Consider the following 18,746-nt stretch of genomic DNA (forward strand, 5'->3'; position numbering starts at 1 on the left):
GAGTCGAACAAAAAGTGATCAGACGACCGACCTCGATAAGCAGGTTTTCGACCATTTCTTGGAAAGGTAGAAAAATTTAAGGGGTGCGAGGCGCCCCGAATGCCAATGCCAAAATTGGCGGCTAACCGCCCGTTGAGCGCGATATGCCTTTTGCAACAAGCCGCCAAACGAATCGGAATAGCGACGAGTTGAGTCCTTATTCCGTCAGAAAGTGCATCACGGTGCTTCCCGGTGCTGCTATAAGAGGGCCATGGCCGAACTCCCCCTCCGAGGGGGCACCCCAGCCTTGGAAAGGAGGATAGAATGACAGCACGGCAATTTTTGACTGTTCAGGAGTTTTGCGACCGCTTCGCGGTTTCGCGTTCGACCTATTACCGGCTCGTCGCCAATGGCGATTTGGCACCGGTGCATATCGGGCGTGCGGTTCGCGTTCGCGCGACCGATGCTAGCAACTGGGCGGACTCGCTCGCTAACGATAACTGAGCCGGGGCTGAAAGCAAAAGCGCCGACGAAAGCCTAGACCTTCGCCGACGCGCTATCCAAATCTTGGCGGACTGGATAATCGCTTTCTACCCCGATTCACGGATTGTGATCAAATGGAATCGCACGACGCGACAGCCATTTGAGATCAGTCGAACGGCGGGGCCGGGGCCATTGGTCCCGGCTCCATTTCCCTTGATCGGTGTTGGAGTGTCCCCTGTTGGCGCTGGACGTGCCTTTGAAACTTGCGCGATATTGTGCCCCGGTGTTCCGGAACAGCGGCGCGGTATGCGTGCATTGTCTAGCAGGATCAACGGCTTGCCGAGCTGACTCCCCCGCTGCCCTATTATTAGGCGGATCGAATGACCCCGCGAGCGGTTGACGCGACAGCACGCCCGCGCCTGTTGAAGCGCGGCGGACGGCGCGACAGGGGCAGGGAGCGCGACCGGCTTACCGAACGCGAGTGCCGCGACCTGATCGCAGCGGCGCACAAGGCATGGGGAGCCGGTCGCCCCTTCAATCGCTTTGTGACGCTGGCATGGGTCAACGCCGGGATCGGACAGGATGCGGTCGCGGTTCGACGCGTGACGGCGGCTTGGTTGAAGCTGGCGCGCGACTGGCTGGGCGCGCGGGGGCATCGCCCCTTGGTCTGGGCTTGGGTGATGGAGGATGGCGCGAACCGGGGCGGGTTGCATATCCACCTGTTGATGCACGTCCCGAACAATCTGGCGCCCCTGTTTTCGTCGATGCCGAGACGTTGGGTAAAGCAACTAACGCCGGGCGGGCGGTATGTGCGGGGCACGCTCGATACAAAGAAGTTTCGAACGGCCGATCCCAGCGGTGGCGATGCCGCGAGCATGGCCTATGCGGGCGAATTGAACGCGAGGCTCCATTACATGCTGAAAGCCGCTCCAAGGGTGCTAGAGGGCAATCTGGGGGTCGAAGGGTGGCGATGGCCCGATGCGCCACCTTGGGGGCAACATTGCCGTATCAGCGGCGCGCGTCTGCGGATTTGGCAGGGATGGCGGCATTTCTAAAATAGGCGAAAATAGGGGAGGGGGCGGGCGCATCCTTCGCGACAAAGGATCGGACAGCGCCGCTAATCCGCCACGCGAACGCTAACACAGTTTCCCGCCCGCGCGCGCGAGGCGGGGTTTCGGATTGTTTCCCAGCGTCCCGTTTCCAATTGATTTAGGAAAATCTTGGCGGCAGCGGCCGGGGCGGATAGACCCGCGCGATGCATGACCCCAGCCTGTTCACGTCCGGTGCGCTCTTTACCCAGGATTATCTTGCCGAAGGAATCACTGCGACGGCGAATTACCGTGCGGTCGATGTTGCGGCCGTCCGGGCCGAGCTGGGGAATATCCTTGCGGGTTTTCCGCACGCCGATACCCCCAATGAAGCAACGACCGAAGGCGATCTGGTTTGGCCGGTCCTTCGCTTGCTGGGCTGGACCGATATTCTAACCCAACAAAACCTGTCGGCGACCGGCCGCGTCGATGTTCCCGACGGGCTGCTCTTCATCGATGCGGAGGCCAAAGAGGCGGCGAACCAGCATCCCGAAGAGTGGCGGCGCTATGAATTCGGGGCGGCGGTGCTGGAAAGCAAGCGCTGGGGCCGCGCGCTCGACCGGGCCGAGGGGCGCAAGGGCGCCGACCGCGACACGCCTTCCACCCAATTGCTGCGCTACCTTCGCCGCATCGACGATTTGACTAACGGGCGGCTGCGCTGGGGCATATTGACCAACGGCGCCAAATGGCGGCTCTATTTTTCGGGCGCGCGCTCGACCATCGACGATTATCTGGAGCTGGACCTGTCGCGCATTCTGTCGCTCGATCCCGACTTGCTCGATACCGGCCTGACCGATGCCGACCGCGACCATTGGCTGGCGGTGTTCGTCGCCATGTTCTCACGCACCGCGTTCGAACGGGCGAGTGACACGGCGCCCAGCTTCCACGACAGCGCGCGCCGCGATGCCGCCTTTTACGAAGAGCGGGTGGCAAAGAGCCTGTCCGAAAAGGTGTTCGGCACGCTCTACCCGTCGCTGGGCAAAGCCGTTGCGGCGGCGGCGCCAGCCGATACCCCGCTCGACGACGTGCGGCAGGCGACGCTGATCCTGCTCTATCGCCTGCTGTTCGTCCTCTATGCCGAGGACCGGGGGCTATTACCGGTGAAGGATCGACGGTTCGACGACTATGCCTTGCGCATCGCGCGCATCGACGTCGGGCAGCGCAAGGACGCGGGCGATGCCTTTTCTGCGGTCGCGCGCAATTACTGGAACCGCTTCGCCGACCTTGCCACCATGATCGACAAGGGCGATCCGTCGGTGGGATTGCCGCCCTATAATGGCGGGCTGTTCAATGCCGACGCCACCCCCTTGCTGGCGTCGATTGCGCTGCCCGATGCGGTGATGGCGGAGGCGATCGACATATTGTCATTCGAACAAGCGGGCGGGCGGCGGCGCTATATCAATTACCGCGACCTGTCGGTGCAACAGCTTGGTTCGATCTATGAGCGGTTGCTGGAATTCGAACTGACGCGCGATGCCGACGGCGCGGTCGATGTCCGGCCAAACATCTTCGCGCGCAAGAATTCGGGCAGCTATTACACGCCCGACGAGCTGGTCCTGTTGATCCTCGACGAAACGCTCGCGCCGCTGATCGAAGATGCGCTGGACGGTTTCAAGGCGGGGCTGGCGGCGCTGAAACCCAAGGACAGCGAAGATTACCGCATCGCGCAGTTGCAGAAGGCCGATCCCGCGCGGGCGATCACGCGGTTGAAGGTTTGCGACCCGGCCATGGGGTCGGGCCATTTCCTTGTCTCGCTGGTTGATCGCCTGACCAATCACGCGCTCGACGCCATCGAAGAGGCGCGGGCGCTGGCACGCGATGTTGCGGAACTCGATTATGAAAGCCCGGTGTCCGAAGAGATTCGCCGGGTGCGCGCGACCATCCGGCACAATGCCGACGACGCGGGCTGGAGCGTCAGCGAAGAGCAATTGGACGATCCCCAGCTTGTGAAGCGCATGGTGCTGAAACGCTGTGTCTATGGCGCCGACAAGAATCCGATGGCGGTCGAACTGGCGAAGGTCGCGCTGTGGCTGCATACCTTTACCGTCGGCGCGCCGCTGAGCTTTATCGACCATCATCTGGCGGCGGGCGACAGTCTGTTCGGGTTGTGGGTGCGCGACGCGCTCGACAAGGCGGGGAAGGGCGGCGGGCTGTTCCTGCACGAGCCGCTGACCAATGCGCAGCGCCAAGCTGTCGTCATGCGCACCATCGAATCGCTGACCGATGCCGAGGTGGCCGAGGCGCATCGCAGCGCCGAAATGTGGCACGACGTCGAAGCGCAGACGGGGCCGCTGGACGGCTTTGTCAGCTTTATGCACGCGCTCGAATGGCTCGACCTGAAAAGGGAGGACAAGGCGCTGGTCGCGCTGTGGCTCGACGGGCGGTTCGGGGAACCGATCCCGATTGCGCGCGGCCGGGTCGCGCCCGAAGGCGGCAAGGCGCGTCCCGAAGAGGTGGAGCGCTTTACGGCGGTCTGGCGCGAGGCGCGGGCGCTGATCGACGAAGAGCGGTTCCTGAACTGGCAAATCCATTTTCCCGGTGTCTGGGACAATTGGGGCAGTACCGAACGCGAAGGCGGCTTCGACGCCATCGTGGGCAATCCGCCTTGGGACAGGATCAAGCTGCAACAGGTCGAATGGTTCGCGGCGCGGCGGCCCGACATTGCCAAGGCGCAGCGCGCATCCGATCGGGCGCGCATGATCAAGGCGTTGAAAGGTGCTGGCGACCCGCTGTTCGACGATTACCAGAAGGCCGACAAGCGCGCCGCAGACACGCTGCGGATTGCCCGCAAGGGTGGGCATTACCCGCTGTTGAGCCGGGGCGACATCAACCTTTACAGCCTGTTCGTCGAGCGGGCGCATAGTCTGGTCAAACCGGGCGGGATGGTCGGGCTGTTGACCCCCAGCGGCATCGCGTCGGACCTGTCGGCATCGGAGTTTTTCCGCAAGATCGCGACCGGTTCCCATTTGCGCGCGCTCTATGATTTTGAGAATCGCCGCACGCGATACGGGCTGGAGCCATTCTTTCCCGACGTCGATAGCCGGTTCAAATTCGCAGCTATGATTGCCAGCCCCGCCCGGACGTTTGAAGCGTCGCATTGCGGTTTCTTTCTGCAATCGGTCGATGAGCGCAAAAATCCCGATCAGGCGTTCCCGATCACGGCGGCGGACTTTGCGCGGGTCAATCCCAACACCGGCACCGCACCGATTTTCCGCACCCGCCGCGACATGGCGTTGACGACGGCAATCTATGGCCGCGTGCCGGTGCTGGTCGATAAATCTGGCGACGAGCCGAAGGCAGCGTGGCCCGTCAAATACGTGCGAATGTTCGATATGACGAACGACAGCCACTTGTTCCGCACGCGGGCCGAACTGGAGGGGCAAGAAGGCGCGTGGCCGATTGGCGGCAACCGCTGGCAGTCCGCAGCGGGGCAATGGGTGCCGCTCTACGGTGGGCGCATGATCCATCAATTTGATCATCGCGCAGCGTCGGTGACGGTAAACGAAGAGAATTTGCACAATGCGGCTCTAAGCGGAGAGATTACGGCGGCAATGAAAGCCGACCCAGCGTTCGTGCCCGATCCGCAGTTTTTTGTTCTAGCGACCGCCGACGTTTCCAAGGGCGCAGCAATAGCGTTTCGGGATATTGCACGGGCAACCGATGCCCGCACCGCGATTGCGGCCTTTGTACCCAACCGGGCGGCGGGCAACACTGCGCCCCTTATTGTGTCCGACGCGCCACTGATCGAACAATGCCTTTTGCTGGCAAATCTGTCGGCCGTCGCCCTCGATTATGTCGTGCGCCAGAAGGCGCAAAGCACGCATCTTAATTGGTACATTGTCGAGCAATTGCCCCTGTTGCCGCCCGCCGCTTATGCACGCCCGTTCGGCCTTAAGTCTGCGAACGACATTGTTCGCGCCGCCGCATTGGAGCTGACCTACACCGCGCACGACATGGCGCCCTTCGCGCGCGACCTGGGGCATGTCGATGACGCGGGCGAAGTGCTGCCGCCCTTTATCTGGGACGAAGAGCGGCGGCTGCATTTGCGCGCCAAGCTCGATGCGCTCTATTTCATCCTCTACGGCATCTTCGATCCGGCCGACGTGGCGCAAAGCCGCGACGATATTCGCTACATCTATTCGACCTTCCCGATTGTGGAACGGCAGGACGCCGCCACCTATGGCAGCTATCGCAGCCGCGATCTTGCGCTGGCCTACATCAACGCGCTGATCGCCGGACAGCCCGACGCGGTGGTCGCGGGGTAATGGCAAAACGCAAGCCCGACGTGCGAAAGGATGGCGCCCTTTACTGGTTTTCGCTGCCCAAGGCCGCCGGGCTTGCCGGGTTGACCAAAAAGGAAATGATGCGCCGCGCCGATGCGGGGGAACTGCGCACCGATGCGATCGTGCAGCCGGACGACCGACTGGCGCGCATCGACATTTGGGGATTCGGTGCGCGTCGATTGCTGCTATGATGGCAACATGGGTGGTTACGGATCAGGACGGCAAGGCGGGCGACCGATTGCGGACAATGCGCTGTTCGTCGAACTGTCATGGATGCTGCGCACCGGGCGTGCGGTCGATGGCGAGATACGAAGTGGGCAATTGAGCTGGCAGCGGCGGGGCGAGACGTTCGCGTGGATCGGCTATCAGTGCGACATGACCGATCCCGACGCGGCGATGCTGACGCTGGATTATCGTCGCACGCCCAGCGGCGGCGAACCGGAGAGTGTGACGCAGCGGATCAGGCTGGTTTCGACGCAGCCTCATTTCGGCGGACGGCGATGGTGGATGCTTTGCCCCTATCGCGGGGTGCGCGCCGACAAGCTGTATATGCCGAGCGGCGGCGACCGCTTCGCATCGCGGCAGGCATGGCGGCTGGGCTATCAGTCGCAACGCGAGACGGCGCGCGACCGGCCATTCTCGCAACTGTTCGCGCTGCAAAAGCGGTTGGGGTGCGAAAGGGGCTGGGAACAGCCGATCCGCCGACCGAAGGGAATGTGGCACCGCACCTATGCGCGGCTCGAAGAGCGATATTGGGAACTGGACCAACGCTGCGCCGTCGAAATGATCGGGTCGCTGGCGCGATTGCGTGCATTGGGGATAGCGAAGCCCTGACTGCCGATCCGGCGGGCTGGCTATTTTAGTGAAAAATAGTGGGGCCAGCCTAGGCGTCGCAAGGGCGCTTATTAGGGATTCATTGGGGAAATGGCCCGGCCTTGTTCCAAAAATCCCGGAAAAGCTGGTGACCCCTACGGGAATCGAACCCGTGTTTCAGCCGTGAGAGGGCCGCGTCCTGACCGCTAGACGAAGGGGCCGCAAATGCCGGTCCGGCATGAAGACCGAAGATGGTGACCCCTACGGGAGGGGTCGGATGGGCTGGAAGCCCACGGTTTTCCGACATTTTACGCGACGTGAAACGACGCATGTGTACTCAGTAGGTGTACTCACGATTGCGAGCACGCTGCCGCGATAGCCGTTGGTGAGGTGATCTGTAAAGGCTGCTTTGCGCCTGATCCCGGTCATAGCCGGCCACGAGACCGATGCCTGAGAGCTGCCGTTCGGGTGCTTCAGAACTTACCGGCAGGAACGCGCCTGATCTAAGCCGTAGCCGGCCGCGAGGCGGCAGCCTGAAACCTGCCGTTCGCGAATGTCAGAGCAGGAAATCAGCAATGCGCCCGATTTCGTTCGTTCGACATGCTGACTACTCAACGCGAAACCAGCTCCTCATTCGTTGCAGCTTGCGCAAGAGGAGAAGGGCGTGAGTGCCAAAAAGCGCGCGACCTGAGTGTGCTTACAACAGCCCGAAGCGCCCCTCAGCCGGGTTGCGCGTAAACACTGTAAGGTTGAGGCCCTCGAGTTCGCTATCTGGCGGATGCTGATTTTCAATGATGATAACTTGGCTTTCAACGCCATGATGTGCCTTGAGGTAGCCATAGAAGCGCTCTTTCAGATCAGTACCTTGCAGCGCGGTATCCTCGTCCCCTTCGGGCTTGAAATAGGCAAGGAGCGGGGAGTCCAGAAGCAGAAAGCCCGGGTGCGGTAGTTCATGCTCCTGGCAATATTCGAGTAATGTGATCGAAACGGCGGCATGCGTAATTGCGCGCAGTCCCTTGCCGCGACTGCCTCTCGGTTTACCGTCGATGACGAAATCGCTCGCATCCTTGTCGTAATAGACGCGGCATTCGCCAGGAAAATTCCACGCTTTGAGGATTTGTTCGACCTTCAACGAGAACTGGTGTGCGACCACCTCCGAGAAACCAATCGCAACCTTAGCATTTGCGGCAGGCTCTGGCGCCACGTCATCGAGACTTGCGCGGCGCGCCTCGAGATGTCGATGGACGAAGTTATTATGTGCCACTGCCGTAGGAAGGTAAGTGATGCGGCAAATCTGAAATTCGTCGAAAAGCAGGTCGTCAAAAGGACCTACGGTTTCGATCACGAGGCTCATTTTCGATCGATGCTTATTCGCCTCGTTGGCATAGTGACGATTGAAGAAATTGGAAAAACGATAAACGTCGCGGTACATACCAAGTTTGTTGCGGAATTGAGCAACCTTAAGACCGTCCGCGACAGTCTTGCCCATACATATGTGAAGCAGGTTTCAGCGATTGATGCGCCTTCAACGACGAGAGCGCGATTCAATTCATTGTGGGACGGTCTGAAAGCGTATGACGACGCGTTGCGGCGGCTTTAGTTTCGTATAGTGGGGCCTCTCGGCCCCCATCCCAAAGGCCAGCGCCAGCAAAGCGCAAAACCGATGCCCCAGCCTCGATCATAGCGGGCGTTATATAAATCTCATTGGAGAAACCCGCCTGTGTCACTTCCGCTCTGCTTTCTCATGTATATAAATGCCCGACTTCGCCTATACCGCAGGCGCCGAGATATCGCCGCGCAAGGGCAGGCGGTTTTGGATCGCGAGCGACGACATTCCGGCGCGGGTCGGCAGGCGCAGCGTCACGCCGGAAACCTATAACGGCCTCGGCCTGGCAACCAGAATCGGGCCACTCGTTTTCGTGCTGACCCCCAGCGGCCGCGCGTTGCTTGTCGTGCAGGGTGCGAGCCTCAGCGCCGCGGGGAAGTCCCGGTCGGCGAAGTCGCTGCGCAAGAATGGCGGACTGCGGAAGGGGCAAGTTGCCGCCGAGACGATCGTCGCTTTTGTCGGCATCCGTCGCACCTCGCGCGCCGCCCGGGTCGACGTGCCTTCGATCATGCGCGAGGCGCAGGCTTCGTTGCCGGGGCTGATCGATCAGCAGCTGGGGAAGGGATGACGGTTGCGCGGCCGCGCGCGTTGCTGAGGCGGCGCGCTCCCTAGGGTTGGCGGTTTTGGCGCCCACGCCATATCCATTTGGCTGTGGCGACGGCTGCCCACGTGATCAGGTAAACGACAGCGCACAATAAAAAGCCGGCACCCACCCCGATCCACCATGCCTCCCAGCCCTGATAGGCGCTGTCATTTCCTTCGAGCCATATATTGGCCACTCGTTGACGTTTAATGTGCCGTCAGACCGGGGCGAATAGCCGATACCTATGTCCAGGTGGGGAAATTTCGGTCGAATTCTCTCACCGCATCGGGGATTTACCGAAATTAGTCCTGCTTTTCGAACGCAAACCATGGCGGCGTAGCGAAACCGCACGACATCTATCGCTTACCGCCCTGAACTCCTGAACAGCGCGGCCATGAAGGTGGCTTGGGCAGCGATACGGAGCGTCTGATTCGCTTCTTTGCGAAAACCATGGCCCTCGTCACCGAAAAGGATATATGGCGCATGAATTCCTCGCGCCCGCAATGCCGAGACGATTTGATCTGATTCCGATCGCGGGACCCGCGGATCATTGGCCCCTTGCATCACAAGCAATGGCTTCTGCATGCGCTCCACATTCGTGAGCGGAGAAATCGCCTTTAGAAATTTCCGCATTTCTACATCGCGCTCGTCGCCATATTCAGGCCGCCGGAGGGCCCGTCGATACTCCGCCGTACTCTCGAGAAATGTAATGAAATTGGATACGCCATAGGCATCGGCCCCTCCGGCAAGGCGATCCGGATAATGGATCAGGCTGGCAAGAGTGAGATAACCACCATAGGAACCGCCCGAGACGATGACGCGCTTCGGGTCCAAGTCGCGTTGGCTAGCGACCCACTCAAGCAATGCGCCGACATCGCGAACCGCGTCCTCGCGTTTCATTCCGTTGTCCAAGCTCATAAAGTGCTTGCCATAACCTGCGCTTCCCCGAACATTGGGCTGAATGACAGCCGCGCCGAGCGACCGAGCATAATATTGTAGGTCGCTCCTATAAACGGGCCTTGCCTGATCCTCCGGACCACCGTGGAAATCGATGATGACCGGTATTCGTACGTTCGCCTTGGCGGTCTCGGGACGATATAGAAACGCTGGAATTTGGAGACCGTCGAATGACCGGAAACGGATCAGCTTTGGTTCGATAAACCCATCCGTCAACGCGATTTCCGAGTCCGGTATTGTCCAGCGCTCGAGCTTTTGCCCTGCGAGCCTCAAGACCCACACATCGCCGGGCGACGTCGCCGTCGCAAGCCCGAAGGCGATCCGACTGCCGTCGGGAGAATAACGCAAGGTAGAGATAACGCCGCGGGGCAACTTCGGGCCAGGATGCACGCGACCGCTTGCAATATCGATCAGATAAAGCTCGGAATAGCCGTCGGCGTTGACAGTATAGGCTGCCGATCTCCCATCAGGCGCCAAGTCGAATAGCTCGACATTCCATCCGCTGCGCCGCGTAAGGTCGCGCTGCTTGCCGCTCCGCAGGTCAAGGCTGACCAGCCGCATCGCATCCGATCCCGCATCGCTGACATAGATTATCGATTGATCATCGGGAAAGAATTGGGGGTCGCGGAGCATCGCGCCTTGCTCGCCGGCGACCGGCGTTGTCGTTCCCGTGACCAGATCGACCAGTACCATCGAACGTTCGGTTGGCGCGATTTGGCGCGAAATTATGAGGCGATTGCCATCGTTCGAGAAAGCCACCGGAAAGGCCGAGCCCGCGTCCTTGTAGACGCGCTTTGGCAGGTCGGGCTTGGACGCATCGACAACAACCACCTCATGTTCGGCGGAACCGCGCGCGACGCTCGCCCAAGCTACGTGTCGTCGGTCGGGACTGACCGCCGTCAGAAGATTTCGCGTATCGGGCTCGCTGAGCCGCCGCGGGGCCGTACCAATTCCAGCGAGCAGGACTTCGTACCATTCGTCTCCCGCCGCATCGCGGATGTAGGCGAAACCACCGCCCGCCAGGGGAAAGCCGATAATAGGGGGATCAGCCGCGGTGGTAAGCTGCTGCCGCATTCCTTTGGGCGCGGCCAGGCGAAAAAGCTGGTTCGCCGCGCCGTCTCGCGCCTGGATGAGCAAGGAGCCATCCTCAAACCAATCGAGCAGACTGACGCCGCGAAGCGATTCATATGCGCGAGCGGCTTCGAGATCTGCCTCCTTAATCAGAGGCAGATGTTCCAGGCGCGCCGCGCCTACCTCTTGAATATCGCGCCCCGGCGACCTGGACTGCTGCGAACTGCCGAGTGCAGCAGCGGAGACTCCAAGCGCAAGCAGCATAGCGCCCAAACTGCGCAGGAATGGTGCCGCAATCATTGCTCCGCCGCCGCAGATATCAGATGAATGCGAAATATGAGCGCACTGTCAGGGGGAATCGGCCCCGCACCTTTTGCCCCATAGGCAAGCTCCGCCGGGATATAGACCATCCATTCATCGCCGGGGCGCATCAACCTCAGAGCGACTTGCCATCCCGGAATTACTTCACGCCCCTTAAATGTATCCGGGTCACCCCGCGCGAAAGAGGAGTCGAAAATTTCGCCGGAGGGCAAGCTGCCCTCATAATGAACGGTCAGATTGCCGGACAGTTTGGGATGGTCGCCATCCTGTGATCCCGATGCCAGAATCCTATATTGAATGCCTGGGAGCACGACGACGCCTTGCTCGCGGGCGTTACGATTAAGAAATGCGGTAGAGTTCGACTCTTTTGCAAACGCGAATGGCTGAGAAGTGCTCGCACAACCGATGGCGGCCAGCATCACGGCTGCCTTGGCCGAGCCGCTGAGGCGGCGGACCTTCTCGGCTCCGATCATGGGGCGTGACCCTTCTCGCTACGCCGAAGCTCGAGGCGCTGCAGCGACCTGCCATTTAATTGCACGACGGCATCGCCGGCGGGTACGTCCTTAGCAGTGACGATATCCTCAGTCATGATGCCGCCCGCCGTTTGCGTCGATACGAGAAGCAACAGGTCGCGATATTTGAAGATGCTGACGAGCGTGTCGCCGAAAAGGCGCGCAGGGAGGCGAACATCCGGACCTTCGGGCACCGCACCTTCGTCGATGTAAAGATCGTCGGCGCCCGTTCCGCGACAAAGCTTGTAGTCCTTGACCCCCTTTACTACGCCAGCCTCACGATAAGTCGTCACAAAAGGCGTGCAGGTCGCGTCCTGCGTCGGCCAAGGCCCGATGTCCCGACTGATCGTTATGGGCGGAGCGCCCCCCCGTTCGGGGAAGTTGATGAGCGTCCCCTCCCAATGCCCCGACCAGTCGGGCACGGCCGGCGAAGCTGCCGCCAACAATAGCGCGGTGATCACATCGCCACCCTGAAACCGGCATAGAACAGCCGACCCACGCTATCGAACTGGGCACCGCCGAAGCCAGCACCGTATATGCTGAAGGGTGGTTTTTTGTCGGCAAGATTGTCGACGCCGAGATAGAAGCTGCGTCCCTCGCCAAAATCAAAGCCAAGCCGAAGGTCGTGATAGTTGTAGGAGCCGGTCTTCACCCAACCCGGTGCACGGCGATTGACATTTAAGGGTGCCGCGCCGTTCACACTTTCAAAGAAGGCAACGTCATCATTCTTGTAATATACGCTCGAGAAATACCGGGCTCGATGGGTTAATTCCACCGGCCCCAGCGTTAGCGTCGTTGCCAAAGTTGCTTGAAACCGGGGCGAACTCGGGGTTTCGACGATTTGCGTGCGGAAGTCGGGAAGAGCCGGTGAGCGATAGTCGTCACGCTTGATCACATAACTTGCGAGGCCACGAAACGAAATACCTGCATCGCTCGATAATGGCATCCGATAGCTCAAGTCAGCATCGATGCCCGAGGCCGTCAACCGCGTCAGATTGATCGGATATTGCGTGACGCGCGTAATGTTGAACCCCGCGTCGCGCTCGACGAGCGGGCAAAAGGGATTGTCGAGGGTCGGCGCGTCCACGCATTGCGACGGCACGCGGAATGGGCTGATCGTCGTGCTATTCACGCCCGCAATCGCTCCCTTGAGTTCAATGTTGTAATAATCGACCGACAGGCTGAAACGCGGGATGAAGCTTGGCTGCAGGACCGCACCAAAGCTGTAGGTGGTACCCCGCTCGACATCGAGATCGGGGTTCCCGCTCGTGACGGTAGCGATTGTGATCGGAATGGTCGGCGTCTGAAAATTCGTGGGGATGCCGAGGGCCGCACAATTGGCGCGCCGAGTAGATGTACCCTGCGCAATGAAACGCGCATCACAAGGATCGGTGATCTGCGTCGTCCCGGTCAGCGTGGGTTGAAACAGCTCCGTGACATTGGGCGCGCGCACGGCTCGCTGATAGGATCCGCGAAGCGTCACATCGCGCACCGGCTGATATAAGGCGCTCACACCCCAGGATGTCGTGGTTCCGACCCTCGACAAATTATAATCGCTGAGGCGCCCCGAAACACCTAATTCGAGCCGCCTGGCAAAAGGAAGGTCAGCCAAAACGGGAATTTTGAGCTCGCCGTAAGCCTCGACCACTTCGACCGAACCTGCGACACCGGCCCCGCCCGACTGTGTCCGACCGAGCGTGTCACGGGGATCAGGTGTATAGCGGGTCGATTCCCGGCGAAACTCGGCGCCAACGACAAACCCAATCGCGCCGCCCGGCAAAGTTAGAAATCCCCCCGTGTCACCAGCGAGAAAGCCCCCGGCAAGATGTTGCTGCAATCTGCCCCGAGACGTGGTTGTAATCGCCAGATAATCGCGCGCTGCCGGGGTGACGGCGCCATTTCCAAAGAAATTGGCGGGCGCACAGCCGGCAATATCAGGGTTTGTGCTCGTGGGCGCATTCAGGCGGGACCGGCAAACAATCGCACCGACGGTGCCAAGCACGCCAGCCGTGTCGATGACCGCATCCGCGGCCAAGGTCGTGCGCGGGATGATGACATTGTTGAAGAAATTGGTCTCGACGTTCGTCCGACCGTAGCTGTAGGAAAGTTCGTAGCGCAAATGGTCGCTAAGCTCACCCTTCGCCCCAATGACGCCGCGATAGGTCTCGCGCGTATCGCGCTCACCAAAGGTTCCGACGTCGGTAAGAGCTCGGACGGCGACAAAATCCGGTCCAGCCGCCGTCGGGCCATAAGCGTTGAGCACGCCCAACGCCTGCGATGAAAGATAGGGATTGGTTTTCGAAAAGACGAACTGCTGGATGAGCGGTCCGCTAAATGCGGATGAGCGCTGCCAGATAACATCAGCTTGCCCGAACAGGGTGATCGCGTCCGTGACGCCGAAATGCGCAAGCAAAGTCCCCGAGAAGCGCTCATTGTCCGGGAGCAAGGAGCCGGCTTCAATCGGACCATAGCCATCGCCGCCGTCGCTGATGCCGAGATTGGGATAGCTTGCGGTCCCGGTGTTTGCTGGCGCGAGGGTACCGTTTGGCTGAAAGCGATAGAAGGGTGGACCATAAGGTAGCGTTCCACCGTTGGAATAGGACAAAAAGCGGATATCATTGATCGGGATGGTCAAAGGTTGACCAGCCTGGGCGGCCAGCGGATTCTGGATAAAGTCCGACTGACCATTGGAAAATTCGCGATCCGTGTATCGCAATCCGTCGCGCTGCGCATATTCGAGCGCGATTGCCACATTCGCTCTGTCGCTTGCGAAGTTATGCCCGGCGACGAGGCCAATCGTCCGAGCGCCTGCGTCGCCTCGATCGCTGATCCCCGCTTGCCCATGGAGCGACAGCCCCTCATAATCTTGCTTCAGAACGAAATTAACGACCCCTGCGATTGCATCGGCGCCATAGACGCTCGACGCGCCGCCGGTCAGAATATCGACGCGGTCGATCAACTCCGCGGGGATCGTGTTGGTGTCAGGCTGCGAGATTTGCTGCGTGCTCGAGACCAGCCGACGACCATTTTGGAGAACCAGCGTTCGCGTTGGCCCGAGGCCGCGCAAGTCGAGAAGGTTGATCCCGACTTGTCCTGGCGCTTGCGTGCCTAGCGCTGTCGATGCCGCCTGAGTGCCCGAAGTCCGGAACTGAGGCAGAAGGCTCAGCTGGTCCCCGATCGAAATGCTACCGCTACGCGTGACAACCGAATCGCCTCGAAGCTGCGCCACCGGCGCGGCGGTTACCGATCCTGCTCCCTGTATCCGCGATCCCGTCACGATAATTTCCGCTTCGGGCTCGGCGGCGGAGAATTCCGCCGCCGAGCCTTGTGGGACACGGCGCAACACGATGACCCGGCCATTATCCGAAACAATCTCAAGACCGCTGCCCCGCAGCAGTTCGGCTAACGCAACCCTTATGTCGCGCGAGCCGCGGATGCTCGGGGTCACCACCCCCACCAGCGTATCCGCCGGGGCGACGATCTGGATGCGGGCCTGGCGCGCGAACTCGGGGATGGCGGTTGTCGCAGACTGCGAGCGAATGTTGAAATCCCGCTCCTGCGCGGCGGCGGGCGCCGCGACCGCGAGTGCTGAAATTGCTGCGCCTGCCAGAAAAGCTGTTTGATATTTCGCCATATGCCCCCCCCCAATTTGCGGGCCAAGTCACGACCCATTCATCTCTCGATGCATGGCGCAGAAGCTTCCGCCATATCTTCACTCGATGATGATCGAATTTTCCTTCTCGCGAGCGCGTACGCCAAGCGACAATGCGGCCGCGCGAGCGAAGCCGCGCGGATCGTCGGCTGCGAACCAGCCGGAAAGCGTCCGCGAACCGACTGCTTTATCGGCGATCACAATAGGCGGACCGCCATAGCGGGCAAATTTTTCAGCCGCCTCGGTCAAGGTGTCGCCATCGAGCGCAATCATGTGCGAACGCCAGGCGAGTTCGCGATTCACGTCCTCTGTCGTCAATTTCGCTACGCTCGTCGCCGCCTCGTCATCTGCCTTCGCTGTCATATTGGCTGTCAGTATATGGGTTATCCGCCCTTTCCGGTCGCGGATGGCAACACGCCCTTCGCGGACCGTTACAACAGCCTCCCCGCTCCTGTCGCGCGTCACGCTAAAGCTTGTTCCGACCGCAATCGCATCGATCGGCCCGGCGTGAACGACGAACGGACGCTCGCGATCCTTCGCCACGTCAAAAAGTGCCGTGCCTTCAAGCAGCTCAACATCACGGCGCGAACGCTGAAACCGCACTACAAGATTACTCTTGGTATCAAGCGTTGCACGTGAACCGTCAGACAAGACGGCCATGCGGATTTCGCCGCGCTGCGTCGCAATCGTTTCAGCGCCGGGCAATGCTGCCCAGCCAATCAGCAGCGCGATGCATGCTACAACAGCTACTCTCGGCCACCGTTCTGCACGGATCGACGGCCATCGCCAAAAATACTTCCTCGCGTCCCACCCCAAGGAGTCAGGTTGCCGCAATGCCCGAGACCGATCGGCAAGCGCCATCACGGCTTGCGCACGCGCGAATGCCCCGCGCCGGCGAGAATCACTGGTCAGCCAGGCGTCGAGCGCCGCACTCTCGTTTTCCGACAGCGGCCCACGATCGAGCTTGGCAACCCAGCCGATTGCGGCGGCCTCAATCGCCGAACTGGTCTCGCGGGGTTCCATCATTATCTTTCCTGTTTACTTTTCGCGCCTTAGATGCATCGGGCCTTTGTTTTCCGCCACGTCCGAGTATGTCGGACAGAACGCGGATGGCTTTCCCTATCTGCTTTTCGACGGTATTCTCCGAGATACCGAGCGCGCTTGCAGTGTCACGCTGGGACAGACCATCGATCTTTCGCAGCCGAAAAACCTCCGCGCAGCGTGGCGGGAGCTGTGCGACGGCGTCCGCCAGCTGATGCAACTCTTGTCGGCCCGCCACAATGTCTTCCGGGCTGGGCTGATCGTCAGGCCGGTCGAGAAGTGCGACGTCAGCCACGCTATGGATAGGGACAATTCGTGCCCGCCGGAGTTGCTGCAAAATGATTGAGCGTGCGATTTCGAACAAATAGGCTTGCGGCCGACGAATATGATCAACGGTCGCAAGATCGAAGATTGCCGCGTAACTTTCTTGCACAATGTCGTCGATATTTATGGCGCTGGCCGAATATTTGGCCAGCCAACCGCGCAAGGCTCGCTCATGTGGGAGCACATGCCGCGATATCCATATAGCCCGGTCGGTGGGGACCAAGTCGGTCATGGCCGAAACAATCGCCGCTGCGCCGGCTCGAGGTTGGCGCGCACGCGGCGATCATCATCGAAAATCATCGTCGACGGAGCCAATCCGGCAAACGGCGGCCAATGCGGGAGGCCTGGACCATTGGGATTTCCTGTCCGAGCAAACCGGGCCCAGCAGCTGGCCATCACGCGCGACAAACGGCGTGCGCGATCGCCGCCGCCAGTCGCCTGGTCGCACAGGTCAGTGTTGGCAAAGACAAACGGCACGTCGGCGCCGTGATAGGCCCTCGGTCGACCGTCGAACAACTCGGTTTTCCAATCAAAACGATACATCCAGGTCGGCGCTTGGCCGGCCGCCTCGCGAAGCCTTGCCATGCGTTCGCTGCCCATCTGGAAATGTCGTCCAGACAAGATCGCTGCGATTTCGACCGGCGGGGCTGCCGGGTTGTCCGCGCGGGCAGCGGCGATGGCGCCGTCCGTACGGCGGCCAAGCTCAGCAGACAGATTCTTTGCGAGCTGCTCCCAGTCCATCGCTTCATTTTCGGGCGCGTCGACGCTTCGCGGAAATTCATGATGTGTGCGGCCAATCATCAACGGTACACTCCTCGATGAGACAGGCGCCTTCTCGCCAAAGGGGTGGTCCGGCAGGCTCGGCACACCCGCCAACGGCTGCCAATACCAAGCGGGGGGATGAAAATCCGCCGGTCGACCGGCGCTGCGCTGGACGCCCGCTGAGGCCTTGCCAGCGGCCTCAAGCAAGCGAGATACTGGCATAGCGCGCAACTCGGAAACATTCGCTTCAGGCGCCCCCAGAGCGTCAAGCCAGGCTTTCGTAAGCGCGGCGGCGCTGACCCGGTCATGGACAAAGGGCCGCGCGCCGCTTTGAATGATCGCTTTGTGAAACAAGCCGTTTGCCGCAGGCATTGCAAGCAGGACACTGGTCTTGAAACCGCCGCCCGAGTGGCCGAAGATCGTCACATTATCGGAGTCCCCGCCGAAACTTGCAATATGATCCCGTACCCAGCGGAGCGCGGCAATGATGTCCAACATGCCGACGTTCCCCGAATCCTCGTCTCCGCCAGCAACCTGCGACAAATCGGCATAGCCGAGTACGCCCACCCGATGATTCAGACTGATGACAACGACGTCTTGCTCGCGCGCGAGATTTTCCCCGTTCGTCGCAAGGAAATGCTGGCTCGATCCGCCGCCGAATCCTTGGGCATGCAGCCAAACCATCACGGGCTTTGGTCGATCACCCGAAGCGGGCGCCCAAATGTTGAGCCGCAGGCAATCGTCGCCCGCCAGCGTTACAGGTCCGCGCTGAAGGAGGAATGGCCATTCACTCGCGCTCTCATCGCCTTGACGGTCTTCACTTGGGCAGATCGGCCCATAATTATACGCATTCCGTATTCCAGCCCAAGGCGCGAGAAGGGGCGCAGGAGAAAACCTGTGTGCCGAGGTAAGGGGTCCAGCATAGGGGAGGCCGAGGAAGATCCGGACACCACCCTTGCGGACACCGCGCACTCTACCGCTAGGTGTGTCGCATATAATCCCCGTCTCCACGCGATCCTTGGCCGATTTCTGGTCGGTTCCGGTTGTCGCAACTGCAATCGAACTATCGAGCAAGGGAAAGGCAGAACCAAATATACCGGCCCGCAGGACATTTCGTCGCGCGATCATCAAGGATGTCCCCTCAGCTAAAGCTACATCTTGTATCGATGCATGAGGAGACGGCTTCCGTAATGCCTATCCGGGATTTCAATCGAGCGCGCGCTTCTATGTAGCGCCAATTTCGATCTCTGGCCCTACAACAGACTTAATGG

14 protein-coding genes and 1 tRNA gene are annotated in these 18,746 nt (G+C 60.6%); 6 read left to right on the forward strand and 9 right to left on the reverse strand.

Translation table 11 applies throughout. From position 1 onward, the window contains the following. Positions 1 to 303: 303 nt before the first annotated feature. From EAO27_RS19485 to EAO27_RS19505, 5 genes are all read left to right on the forward strand, one after another. Positions 304 to 483, forward strand: a complete 180-nt coding sequence (locus EAO27_RS19485) for a helix-turn-helix domain-containing protein (RefSeq protein WP_242773994.1) — start codon at positions 304 to 306, stop codon at positions 481 to 483. 359 nt (positions 484 to 842) lie between these two features. Beyond that, positions 843 to 1,517: a hypothetical protein gene (locus tag EAO27_RS19490; protein ID WP_242773997.1), complete on the forward strand. Its 675-nt coding sequence runs from the start codon at positions 843 to 845 to the stop codon at positions 1,515 to 1,517. Between the two features lie 200 nt (positions 1,518 to 1,717). After that, entirely contained in the window at positions 1,718 to 5,815 is a 4,098-nt protein-coding gene (locus EAO27_RS19495) for a hypothetical protein (RefSeq protein ID WP_242774002.1), read from the forward strand. Further along, positions 5,815 to 6,024 carry a hypothetical protein gene (locus EAO27_RS19500; RefSeq protein ID WP_242774013.1) on the forward strand — a complete coding sequence of 70 codons (210 nt, stop codon included), beginning with the start codon at positions 5,815 to 5,817 and terminating at the stop codon, positions 6,022 to 6,024. Before EAO27_RS19495 ends, EAO27_RS19500 begins: the two co-directional genes overlap by 1 nt. A 7-nt stretch (positions 6,025 to 6,031) precedes the next feature. After that, entirely contained in the window at positions 6,032 to 6,667 is a 636-nt protein-coding gene (locus tag EAO27_RS19505; protein WP_242774016.1) for a hypothetical protein, read from the forward strand. Between the two features lie 125 nt (positions 6,668 to 6,792). Here EAO27_RS19505 and EAO27_RS19510 read toward each other — a convergent pair. Beyond that, a tRNA-Glu gene (locus EAO27_RS19510) sits at positions 6,793 to 6,867 on the reverse strand. A gap of 476 nt (positions 6,868 to 7,343) precedes the next feature. Further along, positions 7,344 to 8,135 carry a hypothetical protein gene (locus tag EAO27_RS19515; RefSeq protein WP_242774018.1) on the reverse strand — a complete coding sequence of 264 codons (792 nt, stop codon included), beginning with the start codon at positions 8,133 to 8,135 and terminating at the stop codon, positions 7,344 to 7,346. Between the two features lie 265 nt (positions 8,136 to 8,400). On the opposite strand from EAO27_RS19515, the gene EAO27_RS19520 reads away from it, so the two are divergent. Beyond that, a complete protein-coding gene (locus EAO27_RS19520) occupies positions 8,401 to 8,820 on the forward strand; it encodes a hypothetical protein (protein ID WP_242774035.1) in 420 nt (139 codons plus the stop codon). Between the two features lie 378 nt (positions 8,821 to 9,198). On the opposite strand, the gene EAO27_RS19525 is transcribed toward EAO27_RS19520, so the two are convergent. From EAO27_RS19525 to EAO27_RS19555, 7 genes are all read right to left on the reverse strand, one after another. Beyond that, the gene (locus EAO27_RS19525; protein ID WP_242774037.1) at positions 9,199 to 11,127 is read right to left on the reverse strand and encodes a S9 family peptidase; all 1,929 of its coding nucleotides are present in this window, start codon (positions 11,125 to 11,127) and stop codon (positions 9,199 to 9,201) included. 32 nt (positions 11,128 to 11,159) lie between these two features. Next, complete coding sequence (locus EAO27_RS19530; RefSeq protein ID WP_242774040.1) at positions 11,160 to 11,657, reverse strand: FKBP-type peptidyl-prolyl cis-trans isomerase; 498 nt, start codon at positions 11,655 to 11,657, stop codon at positions 11,160 to 11,162. Beyond that, positions 11,654 to 12,157, reverse strand: a complete 504-nt coding sequence (locus EAO27_RS19535) for a hypothetical protein (RefSeq protein WP_242774043.1) — start codon at positions 12,155 to 12,157, stop codon at positions 11,654 to 11,656. Before EAO27_RS19535 ends, EAO27_RS19530 begins: the two co-directional genes overlap by 4 nt. Next, on the reverse strand, positions 12,154 to 15,330 hold the full coding sequence (locus EAO27_RS19540) for a TonB-dependent receptor (protein ID WP_242774058.1): 3,177 nt from the start codon (positions 15,328 to 15,330) through the stop codon (positions 12,154 to 12,156). Before EAO27_RS19540 ends, EAO27_RS19535 begins: the two co-directional genes overlap by 4 nt. 78 nt (positions 15,331 to 15,408) lie before the next feature. After that, the gene (locus tag EAO27_RS19545) at positions 15,409 to 16,374 is read right to left on the reverse strand and encodes a FecR domain-containing protein (RefSeq protein WP_242774071.1); all 966 of its coding nucleotides are present in this window, start codon (positions 16,372 to 16,374) and stop codon (positions 15,409 to 15,411) included. Next, a complete protein-coding gene (locus EAO27_RS19550; RefSeq protein ID WP_242774073.1) occupies positions 16,340 to 16,945 on the reverse strand; it encodes a sigma-70 family RNA polymerase sigma factor in 606 nt (201 codons plus the stop codon). The genes EAO27_RS19545 and EAO27_RS19550 overlap by 35 nt, the downstream gene beginning before the upstream one ends. Beyond that, positions 16,942 to 18,603: a carboxylesterase family protein gene (locus tag EAO27_RS19555; RefSeq protein ID WP_242780668.1), complete on the reverse strand. Its 1,662-nt coding sequence runs from the start codon at positions 18,601 to 18,603 to the stop codon at positions 16,942 to 16,944. Before EAO27_RS19555 ends, EAO27_RS19550 begins: the two co-directional genes overlap by 4 nt. Positions 18,604 to 18,746: the final 143 nt, after the last annotated feature.

Source organism: Sphingopyxis sp. YF1 (assembly GCF_022701295.1).
GTDB lineage: Bacteria > Pseudomonadota > Alphaproteobacteria > Sphingomonadales > Sphingomonadaceae > Sphingopyxis.

What these genes read in the sequence shown, in the direction of transcription:
- EAO27_RS19485 (WP_242773994.1), top strand. Translation starts at nt 304, where the DNA reads ATGACAGCACGGCAATTTTTGACTGTTCAGGAGTTTTGCGACCGCTTC.
- EAO27_RS19490 (WP_242773997.1), top strand. Translation starts at nt 843, where the DNA reads ATGACCCCGCGAGCGGTTGACGCGACAGCACGCCCGCGCCTGTTGAAG.
- EAO27_RS19540 (WP_242774058.1), bottom strand. Translation starts at nt 15,330, where the DNA reads ATGGCGAAATATCAAACAGCTTTTCTGGCAGGCGCAGCAATTTCAGCA.
- EAO27_RS19545 (WP_242774071.1), bottom strand. Translation starts at nt 16,374, where the DNA reads ATGATGGAACCCCGCGAGACCAGTTCGGCGATTGAGGCCGCCGCAATC.
- EAO27_RS19520 (WP_242774035.1), top strand. Translation starts at nt 8,401, where the DNA reads ATGCCCGACTTCGCCTATACCGCAGGCGCCGAGATATCGCCGCGCAAG.
- EAO27_RS19505 (WP_242774016.1), top strand. Translation starts at nt 6,032, where the DNA reads ATGGGTGGTTACGGATCAGGACGGCAAGGCGGGCGACCGATTGCGGAC.
- EAO27_RS19525 (WP_242774037.1), bottom strand. Translation starts at nt 11,127, where the DNA reads ATGCTGCTTGCGCTTGGAGTCTCCGCTGCTGCACTCGGCAGTTCGCAG.
- EAO27_RS19555 (WP_242780668.1), bottom strand. Translation starts at nt 18,603, where the DNA reads ATGATCGCGCGACGAAATGTCCTGCGGGCCGGTATATTTGGTTCTGCC.
- EAO27_RS19515 (WP_242774018.1), bottom strand. Translation starts at nt 8,135, where the DNA reads ATGGGCAAGACTGTCGCGGACGGTCTTAAGGTTGCTCAATTCCGCAAC.
- EAO27_RS19495 (WP_242774002.1), top strand. Translation starts at nt 1,718, where the DNA reads ATGCATGACCCCAGCCTGTTCACGTCCGGTGCGCTCTTTACCCAGGAT.
- EAO27_RS19530 (WP_242774040.1), bottom strand. Translation starts at nt 11,657, where the DNA reads ATGATCGGAGCCGAGAAGGTCCGCCGCCTCAGCGGCTCGGCCAAGGCA.
- EAO27_RS19550 (WP_242774073.1), bottom strand. Translation starts at nt 16,945, where the DNA reads ATGACCGACTTGGTCCCCACCGACCGGGCTATATGGATATCGCGGCAT.
- EAO27_RS19500 (WP_242774013.1), top strand. Translation starts at nt 5,815, where the DNA reads ATGGCAAAACGCAAGCCCGACGTGCGAAAGGATGGCGCCCTTTACTGG.